Below are 15967 nucleotides of genomic sequence, written 5' to 3'. Positions count from 1 at the left end.
AATGTGTTCCGTTCACTGGGTTCAATTAGAAAGGTGCGCGGCCGATTCGGCCATCATCGAGTGTAGTTGCCCGCAGCCCGCGCACCAAAGGCGCGAGACCCGGCCGGTCAGGCGGTCGCCGGCACCGACCTCGCGATGAAGTCCAGGGCCAGACGGTAGGAATCGAAGCCGAACCCGGCGATCACCCCGGTGGCCACGGCGCTGACGACGCTCGTGTGGCGGAACGTTTCCCGGGCGTGCGGGTTGGACAGGTGCACCTCGACCAGGGTGACGCCGGCCTTCGTCACGAGAGCGGCGGCATCCCGCAGCGCGTAGCTGTAGTGCGTGAACGCCGCCGGGTTCAGGATGACGGGGATGCGCTCGTCGACGGCCTCGTACAGCCAGTGGATGAGCTCGGCCTCGTCATCCGTCTGGCGCACGTCGACCGTCATCCCCGCCGGGGCGGCCCGCGTCAGCATCGCGCGCAGCTGATCGAGGTCGGCCGACCCGTAAACGTCGGGTTCGCGACTGCCGAGCCGCCCCAGGTTCGGGCCGTTCAGAACGAGAACTGTACTCATTCCCACAGCCTAAAGGAGTACGCGGGCGCCGAAGGCCAGGGCAGGATCAGGGCAGGATCGGCCCGACCGAGATCATCACGCAGTACACCAGGATCATCACCAGCGAGTAGCGGAACATGCGCCTGGCCCAGGCGGCGGGATCGGCGGCGCGCAGGCCGATGACACCCAGCCAGATCCAGTAAGCGCCGAGCACGCCCATGACCGCCGTATAGACGTAGCCCACGTAGCCGAATACCGACAAGAGGAGGGTGGAGACAACGAATCCGACCGTGTAGACGAGGATCTGAACTGTGGTCTTCGGGACGCCCCGCACCACGGAGATGACGGGCACGCCGGCGCGGGCATATTCGTCGTGGCGGTAGATGGCGATGGAGTAGAACTCGGGCATCTGCCAGAGGAACACGGCCAGGAAGGCGAGCACGGCTGCGATGTCGATGGCGCCGGTGATGGCGACGTAGCCGGCCAGGATGGGCGCTGCGCCCGAGACGCTGCCGACCAGGGTGCCGTGTATCGACATGCGCTTGGACAGCATGCCGTAGAGCACGACATAGACGAGGAAGCCGCCCAGGCCGACGGCGACGACGAGCCAGTTCGTCCAGGCGATGAGCGTCGCCATGCCGAAAACGAACAGCAGGCTTGAGAAGGTGACCGCGTTGCGCACGCCGATGCGGCCGGTGACCGTGGCCCGCTTCTTCGTGCGTTCCATCACCGTGTCGATGTCGCGGTCGAGCACGTTGTTGAGCACGGTGGCCGAAGCAATCACGAGCGTGGTACCCAGGCAGAGAGCCGCGAACAGGAAAAGATCCACCTGGCCCCGGGCCGCGAGGAGAAAGCCCGCCGCGGCTGTCAACGCGTTGCCGTAGAGAACGCCGGGTTTGGTCAGGGAGTAGTACCGCGTGACCGTGTCACGGATGCCCGTGCCGTCGGCCCGGCCGGCGAGAGCCCCGTCGGTGCCGTCCACCCGATTGCGAACGAAGAATGGTACGCGCGCAGTCATGCGGAAAGGGTTCCCATCGGGTCGTCGGTCGTGATCAATCATATGCCGCCGAATCTGTGCACGACCCGTGCCGGCCGACATCACACTGGCGCGCGCCGCGGTGCCTCTATCCGGCGCTGATCCAGGGCGGTAGGGTGTCGAAGCCGGTCGTTTGGTCGGCGCCAGGCCAAGGACAAGGGTGTGACATGGCCGGAAGATTCACCATCTATCGGGACCAGTCGGGCCGCTACCGATTCTGTTTCTCCGCGGACAACGGGCAGAGCATCCCGTCGCCGGAGACCTATTGCACGGAGGACGAGGCCCGGAAAAAAGTTGATTCTCTGCGCTCCAACGTCAGCCCACGCAGCCGCCGCACGCACTGAGGCCATCGCCTGTCTCCGCGCCGTCATCCCCGTGGCGACAGGGGTGCAACCGCACTGCTCACCCTGGCCTTGCAGTCGCCCTGCATCGGTCGAATTGGCCCACCACGCGTCACGTCAGGGGAGAAATTGACAGACCACGAGAGCGCGGGTCGTCGGCCCCGCGCCGCCTGGCGCGGATCTGCGTCGGGTAGCGCCAACGCCCGCACACCACGGAGGCGTCGCGTCCTCCGAGACCTGCTCGTCATCCTGGCCAGCGCCCTGGTCGTCTCGTTTCTGACCGAAGCATTCCTGATCCGCACGTTCTACATCCCGACCGGATCGATGCAGGACACCCTGCAGATCGACGACCGCATCATCGTGAACGAGCTCGTCCCCGACGTCGTCGACATCGATCGCGGCGACATCGTCGTTTTCAGGGATCCCGGCGGATGGCTCGGTCCGGTCGAGCCAGCCCCGATCGAGGCAGGGAACACCGTTGTCGACGGCATCCAGTGGCTCGCCGCTGAGGCCGGCCTCCGGGTTCCGGATTCCGATGACCACCTCGTCAAACGCGTCATCGGCCTCCCCGGCGACGATGTGGCCTGTTGCGACGCGGTGGGCAGCACCACCGTCAACGGCGAGCCGATCACCGAGCCCTACCTCAAGCTGCCGCCCGGGGCCATCCGAACGTCGGAGTACGACTTTTCCGTGACCGTGCCAGCCGGCGGTCTCTGGGTCGAGGGCGACAACCGTTACAACTCGGCGGACAGCCGGCTGCACACAGACACACCCGGCAACGGATTCGTGCCCGTCTCCCATGTGGTCGGTCGGGCGTTCGTGATCAACTGGCCGCTCAGCCACTGGTCCTGGCTCGGCGGCTGACCCGCCGCCCCCGACACCGCCCCCGCCCCAAAACCAGTCCCCCAGTCTCGGACGAACTCTTCGGAGATTTTGGCCCCACGCGTCCCAAACCGGCCAAACCGTGCCAGATTGCGCAAAATCTCCGTCGAATTCGTTAGTTCCATGCGGTCGCGCTGCGTGGGACTACGTCGGCGAAAAAGCGCCGTCTGGCCAGCGTCGCACAAGCCGGATACGACGAGACGACGAGTCAGAAGCAGATGCCAGCGCTGGCACCCTCGAGTGCCTCCCGGCGCGAGAGCACCGGCATCCGTTGGCGCGCTTCCCGACGCTCCGCAACGCCCTGGAACGTCGTGGCGTGCCCCGCGGCCTGACCACGGGATCGGTTGCCGCCGCGGTCGTCCTCTTTCTCGGCGCGTTCAAGCAGCCCTGCGCCGCTAGCGAGGAGGCGCGTTCACCCTGGGCGGCCGGCCCTGGGCCAGGAGGGCCGCCGGGGACTCTCCGGCGGACGACCAGGGACCCTCCCAGCCGATCACGGCGAAAGCCGAGGTCGGCAGAGACACGGTCGTGCCGGCGAGAGCGGTGGCCAGATCCTCGAGGCCGGGATTGTGGCCCACCAGGACGACGGTGTGCGCGGTGCCCGGCAGCGCCCGAACAATGCTCTGCAGTTCGCCGGCCGAGGTTGCATACACGGCATGGTCGACACGGATCGGCGGAGTGCTCTCGAACTCGGCCGCCACGAGGTCCCAGGTGGCCCGCGCGCGCTCCGCCGGTGACACGACCGCGAGATCGATGCGGTAGCCGCTGTGGGACAGCCACGCTCCGGTGAGCGGCGCCTGCCGCACCCCACGTTTTGCCAGCGGCCGGTCGACGTCGGCCTGGCCGCCCGCCCAGTCCGACTTGGCGTGCCGCAACAGGATCAGGGTGCGTTCAGGCATCGACCGGCCCCGCGCCCACCCGGCCGGCAACACAGGCGTTGACACTTTCGAATCGCTCACCGCTGATCATCATCCTGTCAGTCTGCCACTGCATCCACGACGGTGGCCGGGAGTTCGCAGACGCCCTCGTCGTGGGCGACGAACATGCCCGTGATGCGCACCACTTTGCCGAAGGATTCGGCGAGTTCCCGGGCCCAGGCCTGGCCGGGCGCGGTTAGCGCCGCGGTGCCCGGTCGCTCGAGGGTGAGGATGACGCTGCCGCACGGGCCGTGCTCGGACAGGAGCCGACCGACCGCACGAGGTCGGCCACCCGGTCTCGCGCCTGCTCGGTCGTGGTCACTGGGGCAGCGTCTTCGACGCGCAGAGGGGTTGTCATGCCACCCAGACTGGACGCGCGGACATCCGTCGCGGTCCCCGTCCACAAGGCCGGGCCCGGGAGGGAGCGGTGGAGGAGAGGACTCCGTGAGCACGGACTACTCGGACGAGTCCATCAGCCGGGAGCGCAGCAGGAACCGCACACCGCGCGGCGCTTCGACGGAGAATCCGCGGCCGGGAACGACGTCGACCGTGAGGAAGGTGTGGCTCCAGTAGTCGAACTGTTCGGCCGACATCCAGAAGTCGATCGGCTGCGCGGCCTCTCCCGATGGGGCGATGTCGAGTCGGCCGAGGAGTACGTCCCGGTCCGAGGTGATGAATTCGCCGTCCGGATAGCACGTGGGTGAGGAGCCGTCGCAGCAGCCCCCGGACTGGTGGAACATCAGTGGACCGTGTTCGTCCCAGAGGCTGCGGAGCAGCTTGACCGCGACGGCGGTGAGCGCCACCCGCGGAATCGTCTCCCCCGGGATGGTGATCGATGCGGTGACGCCTGCCTCCGGCATGGCCGTTCACTTCTGGTTGCGGGCCGGGTCCGAAGGCCGCCGAGGACTCGTGTCTCGACGGTCCCCTGAGCCTCGACCCCGGTGAGGTGCTGCGTGTGGTCCGGCTTGTGCTCCAGCGCAAGCCGGACCGGCACCGCGGTTTAGAAGAAGCCCAGGGCGTTCTCGCTGTAGGACACGAGCAGGTTCTTCGTCTGCTGGTAGGCGCTCAGCGCGAGCCTGTTGTTCTCCCGGCCGATGCCCGAGCTCTTGTAGCCGCCGAACGACGCCCCCGCCGGGTAGGCGTGGTAGTTGTTCACCCAGACGCGGCCAGCCTGGATGTCCCGCCCCGCCCGGTAGGCGATGTTGCCGTTGCGGGACCAGACCCCGGCCCCGAGACCGTAGAGCGTGTCGTTGGCGATCGAGATGGCGTCGTCGTCGGTGAAGCTGGTGACCGCGAGCACCGGGCCGAAGATCTCCTCCTGGAACAGGCGCATCTTGTTGTGTCCCTCGAAGATGGTGGGCTGCACGTAGTAGCCTCCGCTGCTCACCGCCGAGGTCGACCCGCTCGCCGCCGATCGCCAGCTTCGCACCCTCCTGCTTGCCGATGTCGATGTAGGACAGGATCTTCTCAATCTGGTCGTTACTGGACTGCGCGCCGACCTGGGTCGCGGTGTCGAGTGGGTTGCCCTGGATGACCTCATGGGTGCGCTCGACGGCGTCGCTCAGCAAGTCATCGTAGATCGGCTTCTGCAGCAACGCCCGGCTGGGCGCGGTGCAGACCTCGCCCTGGTTGAACGCGAAAAGCACGAACCCTTCCAGGGCCTTGTCGTAGAACGCATCCTTCTCCTGGGCGACATCGCCGAAGAAGATGTTGGGGCTCTTTCCGCCGAGCTCCGTGGTCGACGGGATGATGTTGGAGCTCGCGTACTGCATGATCCGACGCCCGGTCGAGGTCTCTCCCGTGAACGCGATCTCGCGGATACGATTGGACGACGCGAGCGGCTTGCCGGCCTCGATGCCGAAACCGTTGACGACGTTGAGCACTCCCGGCGGCAGCACGTCGCCGATCAGTTCGATCAGCACGAGGATCGACACCGGGGTCTGTTCGGCCGGCTTCAGCACGATCGCGTTGCCGGCGGCCAGGGCCGGGGCCAGCTTCCAGACGGCCATCAGGAGCGGGAAGTTCCTCGGGATGATCTGCCCGACAACGCCGAGCTCCTCGTGGAACTGGTAGGAGACCATGTCGCCGCCCAGCTCGGCGTGGTCGCCATCCTGGGCGCGGATGGCGGCAGCGAAATAGCGGAAGTGGTCGGAACAGAGCGGGATGTCCGCGTTCAACGTCTCGCGCACCGGCTTGCCGTTCTCCCAGGTCTCGGCGACCGAGAGCAGGTCGAGGTTCGCATCGATGATGTCGGCGATCTTGTTGAGCACGGCCGCGCGCTCGGTCGACGAGGTCTTGCCCCACGCCGGCGCTGCACTATGCGCGGCGTCCAGGGCCAGTTCGATATCTTCCGCAATGCCGCGGGCCACCTTGGCGAACGGCCTCCCGTTGACGGGCGAGATGTCTTCGTAGTACTGGCCCCTGACGGGCTTGACCCACTCGCCGCCGATCCAGTTCTCGTAGCGGGGCTTGAAGGTGACGAGGGCGCCCGGTGTTCCGGGGTTGGAATAGGCGGTCATGATGTCTCCTCGTCGACGACGTCGTCGGTGCGGAACCGCGGGACGCGGACCTGGACCATGATCCTAGGAAGGAGAACGTTGCTTCAGCGTTGCGGGATATTGCGGGCGGGGGCCGCGGAGCCGTCGGGGCGCAGCTCGTCCTCGACTCGGTTCAACCGGGCGACCACGGATGCCCGCTTCGGCGACCGCGCCGGCAGCAGTTCGAGGCACGCGCGCCAGACCTCAGCGTCGTAGGTGGCCTCGTCGGTGCGGGGCGTACTCCAGCAGGAGTTCGGCGGACGCGTCGCTGAGCATGGCCTGCCAGAGCCGCGCAGAGATCTCGGCGCGGATCTGGACGATTCCCGGCGCGGTCGAGCTCGGTAGCACGGGCCCCCGGTAAGCCCCCAACGCCACCCGGTGCGCGCCGCGCTCCAGGGATGCCAGCACGCGCTGGGCGTCCAGTTCGACGGATGTCTCGAGCCGGTAGGGCCGGGAGGCGATGCCGATACGGGGGCTGGTCTGCTCGAGCACCCCGCGCAGCCGCACCATCTCGGCACGCAGGTTGTCGACCGCGTTGGTTTGGTCGGTGAGCAGCAGCGAGAGCCGGTCGGCGGAGAGCCCGTCCCGGTTCCACGCCAGCAGGGTGAGGATCTCGGCGTGCCGGGGGCTGATCTCCACCGGGCCGCCGGCGCTGTCGAGCCGGCCGTGGTCACGGCCGAGCACCGCCAACCGGACCGGGCACGGCCGCGCCGGAGCGGCCGGCGGCGGGGATCCGAAGAATCGGGCCACCGTGGGTGGGTCCGCGGCCACGCTCAGCCGTTGGATGCGCAGTTCCGCTTCCAGGGCCGCGACGGCCGCCTCCACGAGCGGGAGAGTCTGCGGGGCTACCGCCTCGTCGCCGCCCGTGATATCGATGACGCCGAGGATGGAGCCGGAATGCGGGTCGTGGATAGGCACGGCCGTGCAACTCCACGGATGCGCCAACTGGTTGAAATGCTCGGCCCGCTGAATCTGGATTCCGTGATCGAGGGCCAGGGCCGTGCCCGGCGCGCTCGTGCCGACCCGGCGCTCGGACCAGTCCGACCCCCGGACGAACAGCATCCCCTCCGCCTTACTCCGCACGGTTCGGTCCCGGTCGATCCAGAGCAGGCGGCCGAACTCGTCACCGATGGCCACGATCAGGCCGGAGTGGAAGGCGTGCCGGATGAGCAGGTTGTGCACGACCGGGGGCACGGCGGCCAGCGGATGCCGGTCGCGCAGCTCGCGTCGCTCGTCGGAGCTGAGTTCGTGTTCGTGTTCGGGGACGAGCCTCAGCGGATCAAGGCTGAGGGCGAGCGACCGTTGCCAGGACTCCTGCACCAGCTTGCGCACGCCCGGACCGATGAACCGTTCCGTGACTGCCGCCTCATGGGCCGCCGCCAGGTCCGCGAAGTCTCCGCCTCCGCTTTCGCCGGCCGCACGGACGATCCACGGACTCGTCCTGAAACCTCCGAAAGCTCCGGTCAGCGGCGACCGGCTGCGCCGGTCTGGGAATCAGTCTGGGCCCACCGATGCGGCGCGAATGGTTAGGAGCCGATCTCCTGGTAGGCGGCGAACAACAACGATGAGTCCGGTCCTTCGAGCACGGTCGGCTTCCCGATGTCGTCGAGCACGATGAATCGCAGCATGCCGCTGCGGGTCTTCTTGTCGCGCTGCATGGTGGCGAGCAGGGTGCTCCAGCGGCCGACCGGATAGGTGGTGGGCAGGGTGAGCGATTCGAGGATGCGACGGTGCCGGTCGACGGCCTCGTCCGAGAGCCGGCCGCTCAGCCGGGCGACCTCCGCCGCGAACATCATGCCGACGGCAACGGCCGCCCCGTGCCGCCAGCCGTAGCGTTCGGCGTGCTCGACGGCGTGGCCGAGGGTGTGCCCGTAGTTCAGAATCTCACGCAGGCCGGACTCCCTGAAGTCTTCCCCCACGACCCGGGCCTTCATCCCGATCGCGAGTTCGAGCACGCGCCGGAACTGCGGGGTGTGCGGGTCGGTGACGGCCGTGACATCCGCTTCGACGATGTCCAGGATCTCGGGCAGCTGGATGAACCCGGCCTTCACGATCTCGGCGAAGCCGGCCAGGATCTCGTTGCGCGGCAGGTCGTCGAGCACGTCCAGGTCGCAGATGACGGCGGCGGGCGCGTAGAAGGTGCCGACAAGGTTCTTGCCCTCGGCGGTGTTGATGCCGTTCTTGCCGCCGACGGCGGCGTCGACCATGCCGAGCACGCTGGTCGGGATCTGCACCAGGCGCACGCCACGGAGCCAGGTCGCGGCGACGAAGCCGGCCAGGTCGGTGACGGCGCCGCCGCCGAAGCCGATCACGGCATCCGTACGACTGAAGTCGGCCTGACCCATGACCTGCCAGCAGAACGCGGCCACCTCGACGCGCTTGGCAGCCTCTGCGTCGGGCACCTCGGCGATCAGCACCTCGAATCTGCCGAGCAGGCTCTCGCGCAGGGCGACGGCGCGGGCGCCCAGGTGTGAGGTGTGCACGATGAGCACCTTCGCCACCTTCGGGCCGAGCTGTTCGACGACGTCGTCGACGAGGCCGCGACCGATCAGAACGGCGTAGCTGTCGGCGCCGGTAACCGTGATGACGGTGGTGGCGGGCTCGGTGGAATCAGGCACAGGTGCTCCGGTCATGATCTTTTCTTGGTCCATTTCACGACGTCATCAGCGATGGCGCCCAGGGGACGGTGCGAGGTGTCGAAACGGATGCCGGCCAGCGCCTCATAGATCGGGCGCCGGAGGGCGTAGATGCGCTTCCAATCGGCGATTCCGCCCGTGAGCAGCGGCCGTTTCGCCCCGCCGATCCGGGCCCCGACGGCTCGAGCGGACACGCTCAGGTACACCACGGAGCACTCGGCAAGGTCGGCCTGGGTCTCCTCGTCGAGCACGGCTCCCCCGCCGAGCGAGACCACGGCCTGCTCGGTGAGGGCCTGCACCACGGCCTGGCGTTCGAGCACCCGGAAGTGCTCTTCACCGTGCTGCCCGAAGATGTCCGTGATCGGCCCGTGCAGGGCGACGATGCGGTGGTCGGTGTCGATGAACGCCACATCGAGGGACTTCGCCACTCTCCGGCCGATCTTGGTCTTGCCGGCGGCCATGGGACCGATGAAGACGAGGGGCAGGATCGGATGCGTCGGCGCGGCCATTGTGGTTCTCCGACGCCTCTAAAGGGAAGCGTCGCTGGACGCGCCCGTCTGGAGATTCGCCGGCATGCCGGCCAGGTAGGAATCCAGGTTGCGGCGCGTCTCCACGATGGAGTCACCACCGAACTTCTCCAGGACCGAGTTGGCCAGCACCAGAGCGACCATGGCTTCCGCGACCACGCCGGCGGCCGGCACGGCACAGACATCCGACCGCTGGTGGTGCGCGGGGGCAGCCTCGCTCGTGGCCACGTCAACCGTGCGGAGGGCGCGCGGGATCGTGGAGATGGGCTTCATGCCGGCGCGCACGCGCAACACGGTTCCAGTGCTCATGCCGCCTTCGGTGCCGCCGGCCCGGTCGCTGACCCGCTGGATGCGACCGTCGGCCTGCACAAGCTCGTCGTGCGCCTCCGACCCGCGCCGGGTGGTGGTCAGGAAACCGTCCCCGACCTCGACCCCCTTGATGGCCTGGATGCCCATCAGCGCGGCCGCCAGCTGCGAATCGAGGCGGCGGTCCCAGTGCACGAACGAACCGAGTCCGGGAGGAAGGTTGTAGGCCAGCACCTCGACGACCCCGCCGAGGGTGTCGCCCTCCTTGTGGGCCAGGTCGACCTCGGCCACCATCCGGGCGGAGGTGACGGCGTCGAAGCAGCGCAGCGGGTCGGCGTCGAGGGCGTCGACGTCGCCGGGTAGCGGTAGCGGGGCGTCGACGGGCACGCGAACCGGCCCGATCGACAGGGTGTGGCTGACCAGGGTGATGCCAAGCTCGGCCAGGAACGACCGGGCGACGGCGCCCAGCGCGACGCGAGCCGCGGTCTCCCGGGCGCTGGCGCGCTCCAGTACCGGGCGGGCCTCGCCGAAGCCGTACTTCTGCATGCCGACCAGATCGGCGTGGCCGGGCCGGGGACGGGTCAGGGGGGCGCCGCGGCCGCGCACGGACGTGGTCTCCACCGGTGCGGGGCTCATCACCTCGGCCCACTTGGGCCATTCAGTGTTGCCGATCCGCAGGGCAACCGGTCCGCCCATGGTGAGGCCGTGGCGCACGCCGCCCGAGATGTTCAGTTCGTCCTGCTCGAACTTCTGGCGCGCGCCTCGGCCGTAGCCGAGTTTGCGGCGTGCCAGATCGAGGCGGATCGCATCTAGAGTAACCGGGATTCCAGCGGGCAAACCTTCGACAATGGCGATGAGTTCGGGGCCGTGGGACTCTCCGGCGGTGAGCCAACGAAGCATGACCACTATCCTGTCACAGCCTTCCCGGTCAGGGCGCCGCGCATGGCGTGCAGCACCACGTCCTCATTCGGCAGCGGCTCGAACGGGTCGCCGGAGACGAAGATGCGCACCTGGATCAGGGCCTGGTGCAGCAGCATCCCCTCTCCGGACACCGCGGTGCCGCCCGCCGACGACCAGGACCGGGCGAGGGCGCTGGGCCAGGGGGAATAGCTGACGTCGAACAGGAGCGCCTGCCGGCGCAGCCCGGCGGGAAACTCGGCACCCGGGTCGCTGCCCCCGGGCAGGGTGCTGATCACCAGCTCGCTGACGCGGGCAGGGTCGGGCAGGTCGGTGAGCGGGTATACCCGTACCACGACCCCGAGGCTCTGCCCCAGTTCGACCAGATCGGCCGCCTTCGCCGGGGTGCGCACGAGTACGTCGACCAGCTCCGCGCCCAGCTCAGCCGCGGCGACCAGGGCGGATGCCGCGGTGGCGCCGGCGCCGAGCAGGCACACGTGCACCGCGCGGCGCACTCCGGCTTCGGCGAGGGCACGCACCAGGCCGGTGACGTCCGTGTTGAAACCCTGCAACGTGCGCCGGCCGTCGGCTTCACCGAACAGCACCGTGTTGACGGAGCCGGTCTGAGCGGCGACCCGGTCGATGCCGTCGAGCTGCGCCTGGACCTCGTGCTTGAGGGGCATCGTGAGGGAGAGGCCGCGCCAGTCTGCGCCCCGGGACGCGAGGAAGTCCGGCAGTCCGCCCGCCGCCACCCGCACGGCGTCGTAGCGCCAGTCCAGGCCGAGCGCCTGGTACGCGGCCCGGTGCAGTGCCGGGGAGAGGGAATGCTCGACGGGCGAGCCCAGCACCGCGAGACGACGAACGCGGGCAGGGTCACGGGCGGGGGCCGGCACGGATGCTTCGGGCTCAACCATATTCGGGGTGCTCATCCATCCAGGCCAGCCATTTGTCCACGGCGGCGTCGTGCTCCGCGATCGTGGTGGAGAAGATCGTCTCCCCCGTGTCGAGGTTCCAGGACACGAAGTACAGCCAGGTGCCGTCGGCGGGGTTTACGGCGGCGTCGATCGCGATGTCGCCGGGGTTCGAGATCGGCCCCACGGGAAGCCCGGGGTGCACATAGGTGTTGTAGGCGTTGGCAGCGTCGGCGCGTTCGGCATCCGTTGTCTTCACCCGGTCGGTCGCCCCGGTCCCGTAGGCCACGGTCGCGTCGGACTGCAGGAGCCCGCTCTGCCACTGCGCCGGGTCGAGCCGGTTCAGGAACACGCGCGAAACCTTGTAGAAATCCTCCGTGAGCCCCGCTTCGCGTTGGATCAGGGCCGCGATAACGATGGTCTTCCAGCGGTTCTCGGGCGCGACCCCGGCAGCGTCGAGAGCCTCGAACTGTCGGTCGACGAGCGTGCGGATGGCCTCGGGCGCCGTGGTCTCCGGGGGGAACGTGTAGGTGGCCGGGAACAGGAACCCCTCGAGGGTGGTTGCCTCGCCCGGCAGGCCGTAGGGCTCGACGTCGGCAGCCGCGGCCTCGAGATCGGCCAAGGGAATGCTGGTGCCCTCGCTGATCAGCTGGAGCACCGAGGCGGTCGTGGTTCCCTCGGGTATCACCACGGTCTGTTCGAGCTTGTTGTCCGGGTCGAGCAGGGCGTCGAGGGCGGCACGGCCGCTCATCTTGCCGGCCAAACGGTAGGCGCCGGGCTGGAAAACGGGTGCCGGGCTCTCCGCGCGGAGCACCTCGTAGAACGCGTCGTAGCTCTTCACCACGTCCTGGGCGACGAGGGAGTTCGCGACGTCCTGACCCGTTTCACCGTCGTGGATCATCACGATGACCTCGTCGCCTCCGGCGCCGTCGTAGTCCGCCGGGCCCTGCACCATGCCGATCACGGAACCGATCGGCTCCTGGAGCAGGAGGGCGGCGGCACCGGCGAGTCCGGCCAGGATCAGGAAGACGATCAGGCAGCCCCAGGCGCCCCGGCGGCCCCTCTTCTGCGGCACCGGAGCGGAGTCCAGCAGGGCGCGACGACTGGACCGGGTGCCTTCGTCCCGTGACTCACGGATGGCCCGACGCGAACTGAGAGGGTCCGCCGGGTCGATGGGGCTTGTCGGGTCGCCCGGCTCGGCCGGGGCTCCGGTGCTGTCGGCGGGAGGGGGTGTCATCGTTGAGGCTGCCCTTCATTCGGTGCGGCAGCTGGCGGGGGCCCGGCTGGAAGCTGGTCGCGCACGAGATCGACGGCGGTGCCGGCGGGTGTGCCGAGGGTGCGTTCGGTGTCGAGGGCGTGCTGGAGGATGATGACCGCGGCGACTTGGTCGATCACGGGTTTCTGGGTTTTGGCCTTCCGCCCCGCGGAGCGCAGGACCGACTGCGCCGCGACGGTGGACAGGCGCTCATCGACCAGGCGAACCGGAACGGTCAGGGACCGGGCCAGCAGCTCGGCGAACCCCACCGCATCGTTGGTCGACGCGGTGCGGTTGCCGGAGAGCGCGAGCGGCAGCCCGACCACCACCTCAACGGCGTCGAGCTCGGCCACCACGGCCACGATCCGGGCCACGTCCAGGCTGCCGGAGTGGTCGCGGCCCACGGTCTCGACCGGGGTCGCCAGCAGGCCGTGCGCGTCGCTGCGGGCCAGGCCGATCCGGGCTTTCCCGACGTCGACTCCCACCCGCACACCGTGACGCATGGTTCAGCCTGCTACGGCGGATCGAACGGCCGCGAGGGCGTTCGGGATGGCTGCTGCGTCGGTGCCGCCGCCCTGGGCGAGGTCATCCTTGCCGCCGCCGCCGCCGCCGAGGATGCCTGCGACCTGCTTCGCCAAGGCTCCCGCACGCTGGCCGGCCTCCCGGGCCGCGGGGTTGGTGGCCACGATGACGACGGGCTTGTCGGCGACCACGGCCGCGAGGGCCACGACCGCCGGCGTGCTGCCGAGCTGCGTGCGGGTGGCCGTGACCAGCATCCGCAGGTCGTCAGCGGAGCCCAGCGTGCCGACCTGCTCGGCCACGACATTGACGGAACCGGCCAGCTTTGCCGAGGCGACGAGGGCAGGCACCCTGTCGGAGAGGGCCCGCGCCTCGAACGCGGCGATCTTCTTCTCGGCGGTCTTGAGGCTCTGCACGAGCTCGTTGATGCGCTCTGGCAACTGCTCCCGCGGCGTCTTCAGGTGTGAGGTCAGCTGGGAGACGAGGGCGCGCTCGGCGGCCAGGTCGCGGAAGGCCTCGAGGCCGACCAACGACTCCACCCGGCGGTTCGTGGAACCGACAGAACCCTCGCTGACAAGGTTGATCATGCCGATCTCGGCGCTGGAGGCGACGTGGGTTCCCGCGCAGAGTTCGCGAGACCAGGGGCCGCCGATATCGACGACGCGCACTCGGTCGCCGTACTTCTCGCTGAACAGGGCCATCGCGCCGAGCGCCTTCGCCTCGGCCAGGGGCAGCTCCCGGGTGAGCACGGGCAGGTTGTCCCGGATGGCGTTGTTGGAGATCTCTTCGATCTCGCTTCGGGTTGCCGGGGACAGTGCCTGGTTCCAGGAGAAGTCGAGGCGGAAGAAGCCGGCCTTGTTGTACGAGCCGGACTGGTGGGCGTTCGGGCCGAGCACCTGGCGGAGGGCGGCATGCAGCACGTGCGTGCCGGAGTGCGCCTGCCGGGCACCGCGGCGCCAGTCGGGGTCGACGACGCTGGTGGCGGAGTCCCCGACGCCGACTTCGCCGGTCCGCACCTGCACCTTGTGACTGATCAGGCCCTTGACGGGCTTCTGCACGTCGAGCACCTCGAGCTCGTAGCCGGTGCCCACGATCAAACCGGCATCGGCCTCCTGGCCGCCGGACTCCGCGTACAGGGCCGTCTCGGCGAGGATCACCTCGGCGATGTCACCGGAGACGGCGCGGTCGACGGAGAGACCGTTGACGATGATCCCGAGCACGCTGGATTCGGTCTGCAGGGCGTCGTAGCCCGTGAAGACGGTCTCCCCCGCCGCGCGGAATGCGCTGTAGACCGACAGGTCGGCGAGGTGCGTCTTCTTGGCCTTGGCGTCGGCCTTGGCCATCGCGCGCTGCTTGGCCATCAGTGTGTCGAAGGCCTCGCGGTTGACGCTGAGCCCGGCCTCCTCGGCCATCTCGAGGGTGATCTCGATCGGGAAGCCGTAGGTGTCATGCAGGAGGAACGCGGTGTCGCCCGGCAGAACGACCTTATCGGCCTTTTTGGTCTTCGCGACGGCGAGGTCGAGCACGGCGCTGCCACTGGCGAGGGTGCGCAGGAAGGTCTCCTCTTCGGCATACGCAGCCTGGCTGATGCGGGCGTAGTCCGCCTTGATCTCGGGGTACGCGACGGCCATGGCGTCGCGCGAGGCCGGAAACAATTCGGGAAAGGTCGCGGCGTCGACGCCGAGGAGGCGCATGGCGCGCACGCTGCGGCGCATCAGGCGGCGCAGGATGTACCCGCGGCCCTCGTTGGACGGCATCACTCCGTCGCTCATCAGCATCAGGGACGACCGCACATGGTCGGCGACGATGCGCATCCGCACGTCGTCGTCGTGAACGGCCCCGTAGCGGCGACCGGATAGTTCCGCGGCCCGGTCGAGGACCGGGCGCACCTGGTCGATCTCGTACATGTTCTGAACGCCCTGTTTGAGGAAGGCGACACGTTCGAGCCCCATGCCGGTGTCGATGTTCTTCTTCGGCAGGTCGCCGAGGATGACAAAGTCGTTCTTGCTGGTGCCCTCGCCGCGGAGGTACTGCATGAAGACGAGGTTCCAGATTTCGACGTAACGGTCGTCGTCGGTGGCCGGGCCGCCGTCGATGCCGTAGGCCGGGCCGCGGTCGAAGAAGATCTCGGAGCAGGGTCCGGCGGGCCCGGGCTGACCGGTCGACCAGTAGTTGGAGTCCATGCCGAGACGCTGGATGCGGTGCTCGGGCAGGCCGAGGGCGCGCCAGTACCGAAAGGCCTCATCGTCGTCCTCGTAGACGGTGACCCAGAGGTCCTTCTCGGCGAAGCCGTAGCCGCCGTCGGCATCTGAGGTGGTGAGCAGCTCCCAGGCGTAACCGATCGCCTCTTCCTTGAAGTAGTCGCCGAACGAGAAGTTGCCGTTCATCTGGAAGAAGGTGCCGTGACGCGGGGTCTTGCCGACCTCTTCGATGTCGTTGGTGCGGATGCATTTCTGAACACTCGTCGCTCGCGGGTAGGGGGGCGGCACGAGACCGGTCAAATACGGTACGAACGGGACCATCCCGGCCACCGTGAACAGGAGTGTGGGGTCGTCGCTGACAAGCGAAGCGGAGGGGACGACGGTGTGACCGCGATCGGCAAAGAAGTCGAGCCAGCGCCCGCGAATTTCAGCAGTCTGCATTAGTTCCGTAGTTCGTTGTAGTGAAAAA

Annotated in this window: 15 protein-coding genes and 1 pseudogene; 2 read left to right on the top strand and 14 right to left on the bottom strand. The window is 68.5% G+C overall.

Annotated elements, in window-relative coordinates; genetic code table 11:
- Nucleotides 1–107 precede the first annotated feature (107 nt).
- Nucleotides 108–557 (bottom strand): type II 3-dehydroquinate dehydratase, encoded by a 450-nt coding sequence (locus tag E3T40_RS02745; RefSeq protein ID WP_104171017.1) that lies wholly within the window; start codon nucleotides 555–557, stop codon nucleotides 108–110.
- Nucleotides 558–603: 46 nt separating this feature from the next.
- A complete protein-coding gene (gene cyoE, locus E3T40_RS02740; protein ID WP_158252050.1) occupies nucleotides 604–1554 on the bottom strand; it encodes a heme o synthase in 951 nt (316 codons plus the stop codon).
- A gap of 185 nt (nucleotides 1555–1739) precedes the next feature.
- Between cyoE and E3T40_RS16220 the strand changes: the two genes are divergently transcribed.
- The gene (locus E3T40_RS16220; protein ID WP_158252179.1) at nucleotides 1740–1916 is read left to right on the top strand and encodes a DUF1508 domain-containing protein; all 177 of its coding nucleotides are present in this window, start codon (nucleotides 1740–1742) and stop codon (nucleotides 1914–1916) included.
- A 126-nt stretch (nucleotides 1917–2042) separates the two neighbouring features.
- Nucleotides 2043–2777, top strand: a complete 735-nt coding sequence (gene lepB, locus E3T40_RS02730) for a signal peptidase I (RefSeq protein WP_104171019.1) — start codon at nucleotides 2043–2045, stop codon at nucleotides 2775–2777.
- Between the two features lie 413 nt (nucleotides 2778–3190).
- Here lepB and E3T40_RS02725 read toward each other — a convergent pair whose 3' ends face one another.
- The 12 genes and pseudogenes from E3T40_RS02725 to alaS form a co-directional block, all read right to left on the bottom strand.
- Nucleotides 3191–3691 (bottom strand): histidine phosphatase family protein, encoded by a 501-nt coding sequence (locus tag E3T40_RS02725; protein WP_134542604.1) that lies wholly within the window; start codon nucleotides 3689–3691, stop codon nucleotides 3191–3193.
- 214 nt (nucleotides 3692–3905) lie between these two features.
- Nucleotides 3906–4067: a hypothetical protein gene (locus E3T40_RS16215; protein ID WP_166786552.1), complete on the bottom strand. Its 162-nt coding sequence runs from the start codon at nucleotides 4065–4067 to the stop codon at nucleotides 3906–3908.
- Nucleotides 4068–4164: 97 nt separating this feature from the next.
- Complete coding sequence (locus E3T40_RS02720) at nucleotides 4165–4569, bottom strand: DUF779 domain-containing protein (RefSeq protein ID WP_104171021.1); 405 nt, start codon at nucleotides 4567–4569, stop codon at nucleotides 4165–4167.
- A gap of 140 nt (nucleotides 4570–4709) precedes the next feature.
- Nucleotides 4710–6228 (bottom strand): annotated as a pseudogene (locus E3T40_RS02715) (aldehyde dehydrogenase family protein).
- A gap of 222 nt (nucleotides 6229–6450) precedes the next feature.
- On the bottom strand, nucleotides 6451–7578 hold the full coding sequence (locus E3T40_RS02710; RefSeq protein WP_134542603.1) for a GAF domain-containing protein: 1128 nt from the start codon (nucleotides 7576–7578) through the stop codon (nucleotides 6451–6453).
- A 194-nt stretch (nucleotides 7579–7772) separates the two neighbouring features.
- Nucleotides 7773–8879, bottom strand: coding sequence for a 3-dehydroquinate synthase (aroB, locus tag E3T40_RS02705; RefSeq protein WP_104171025.1), 1107 nt, complete (start codon nucleotides 8877–8879; stop codon nucleotides 7773–7775).
- The gene (locus tag E3T40_RS02700; protein WP_174843633.1) at nucleotides 8876–9391 is read right to left on the bottom strand and encodes a shikimate kinase; all 516 of its coding nucleotides are present in this window, start codon (nucleotides 9389–9391) and stop codon (nucleotides 8876–8878) included. Before E3T40_RS02700 ends, aroB begins: the two co-directional genes overlap by 4 nt.
- A gap of 18 nt (nucleotides 9392–9409) precedes the next feature.
- Nucleotides 9410–10615, bottom strand: coding sequence for a chorismate synthase (gene aroC, locus E3T40_RS02695; RefSeq protein ID WP_134542602.1), 1206 nt, complete (start codon nucleotides 10613–10615; stop codon nucleotides 9410–9412).
- A 5-nt stretch (nucleotides 10616–10620) separates the two neighbouring features.
- Nucleotides 10621–11541, bottom strand: coding sequence for a shikimate dehydrogenase (locus E3T40_RS02690; protein ID WP_241981648.1), 921 nt, complete (start codon nucleotides 11539–11541; stop codon nucleotides 10621–10623).
- Nucleotides 11519–12760: an endolytic transglycosylase MltG gene (gene mltG / locus E3T40_RS02685; protein WP_134542601.1), complete on the bottom strand. Its 1242-nt coding sequence runs from the start codon at nucleotides 12758–12760 to the stop codon at nucleotides 11519–11521. The genes E3T40_RS02690 and mltG overlap by 23 nt, the downstream gene beginning before the upstream one ends.
- Nucleotides 12757–13281 carry a Holliday junction resolvase RuvX gene (gene ruvX / locus E3T40_RS02680; protein ID WP_174843632.1) on the bottom strand — a complete coding sequence of 175 codons (525 nt, stop codon included), beginning with the start codon at nucleotides 13279–13281 and terminating at the stop codon, nucleotides 12757–12759. Before ruvX ends, mltG begins: the two co-directional genes overlap by 4 nt.
- 3 nt (nucleotides 13282–13284) lie before the next feature.
- Complete coding sequence (alaS, locus tag E3T40_RS02675; protein ID WP_134542600.1) at nucleotides 13285–15939, bottom strand: alanine--tRNA ligase; 2655 nt, start codon at nucleotides 15937–15939, stop codon at nucleotides 13285–13287.
- Between the last annotated feature and the right edge of the window lie 28 nt (nucleotides 15940–15967).

The sequence above is a fragment of the Cryobacterium sp. TMT1-19 genome (genome assembly GCF_004403055.1).
Classification (GTDB): Bacteria; Actinomycetota; Actinomycetes; order Actinomycetales; family Microbacteriaceae; genus Cryobacterium; species Cryobacterium sandaracinum.
The sequence above is the reverse complement of the archived record's forward strand: the minus strand, read 5'-3'. Positions and strand labels throughout refer to the sequence as shown.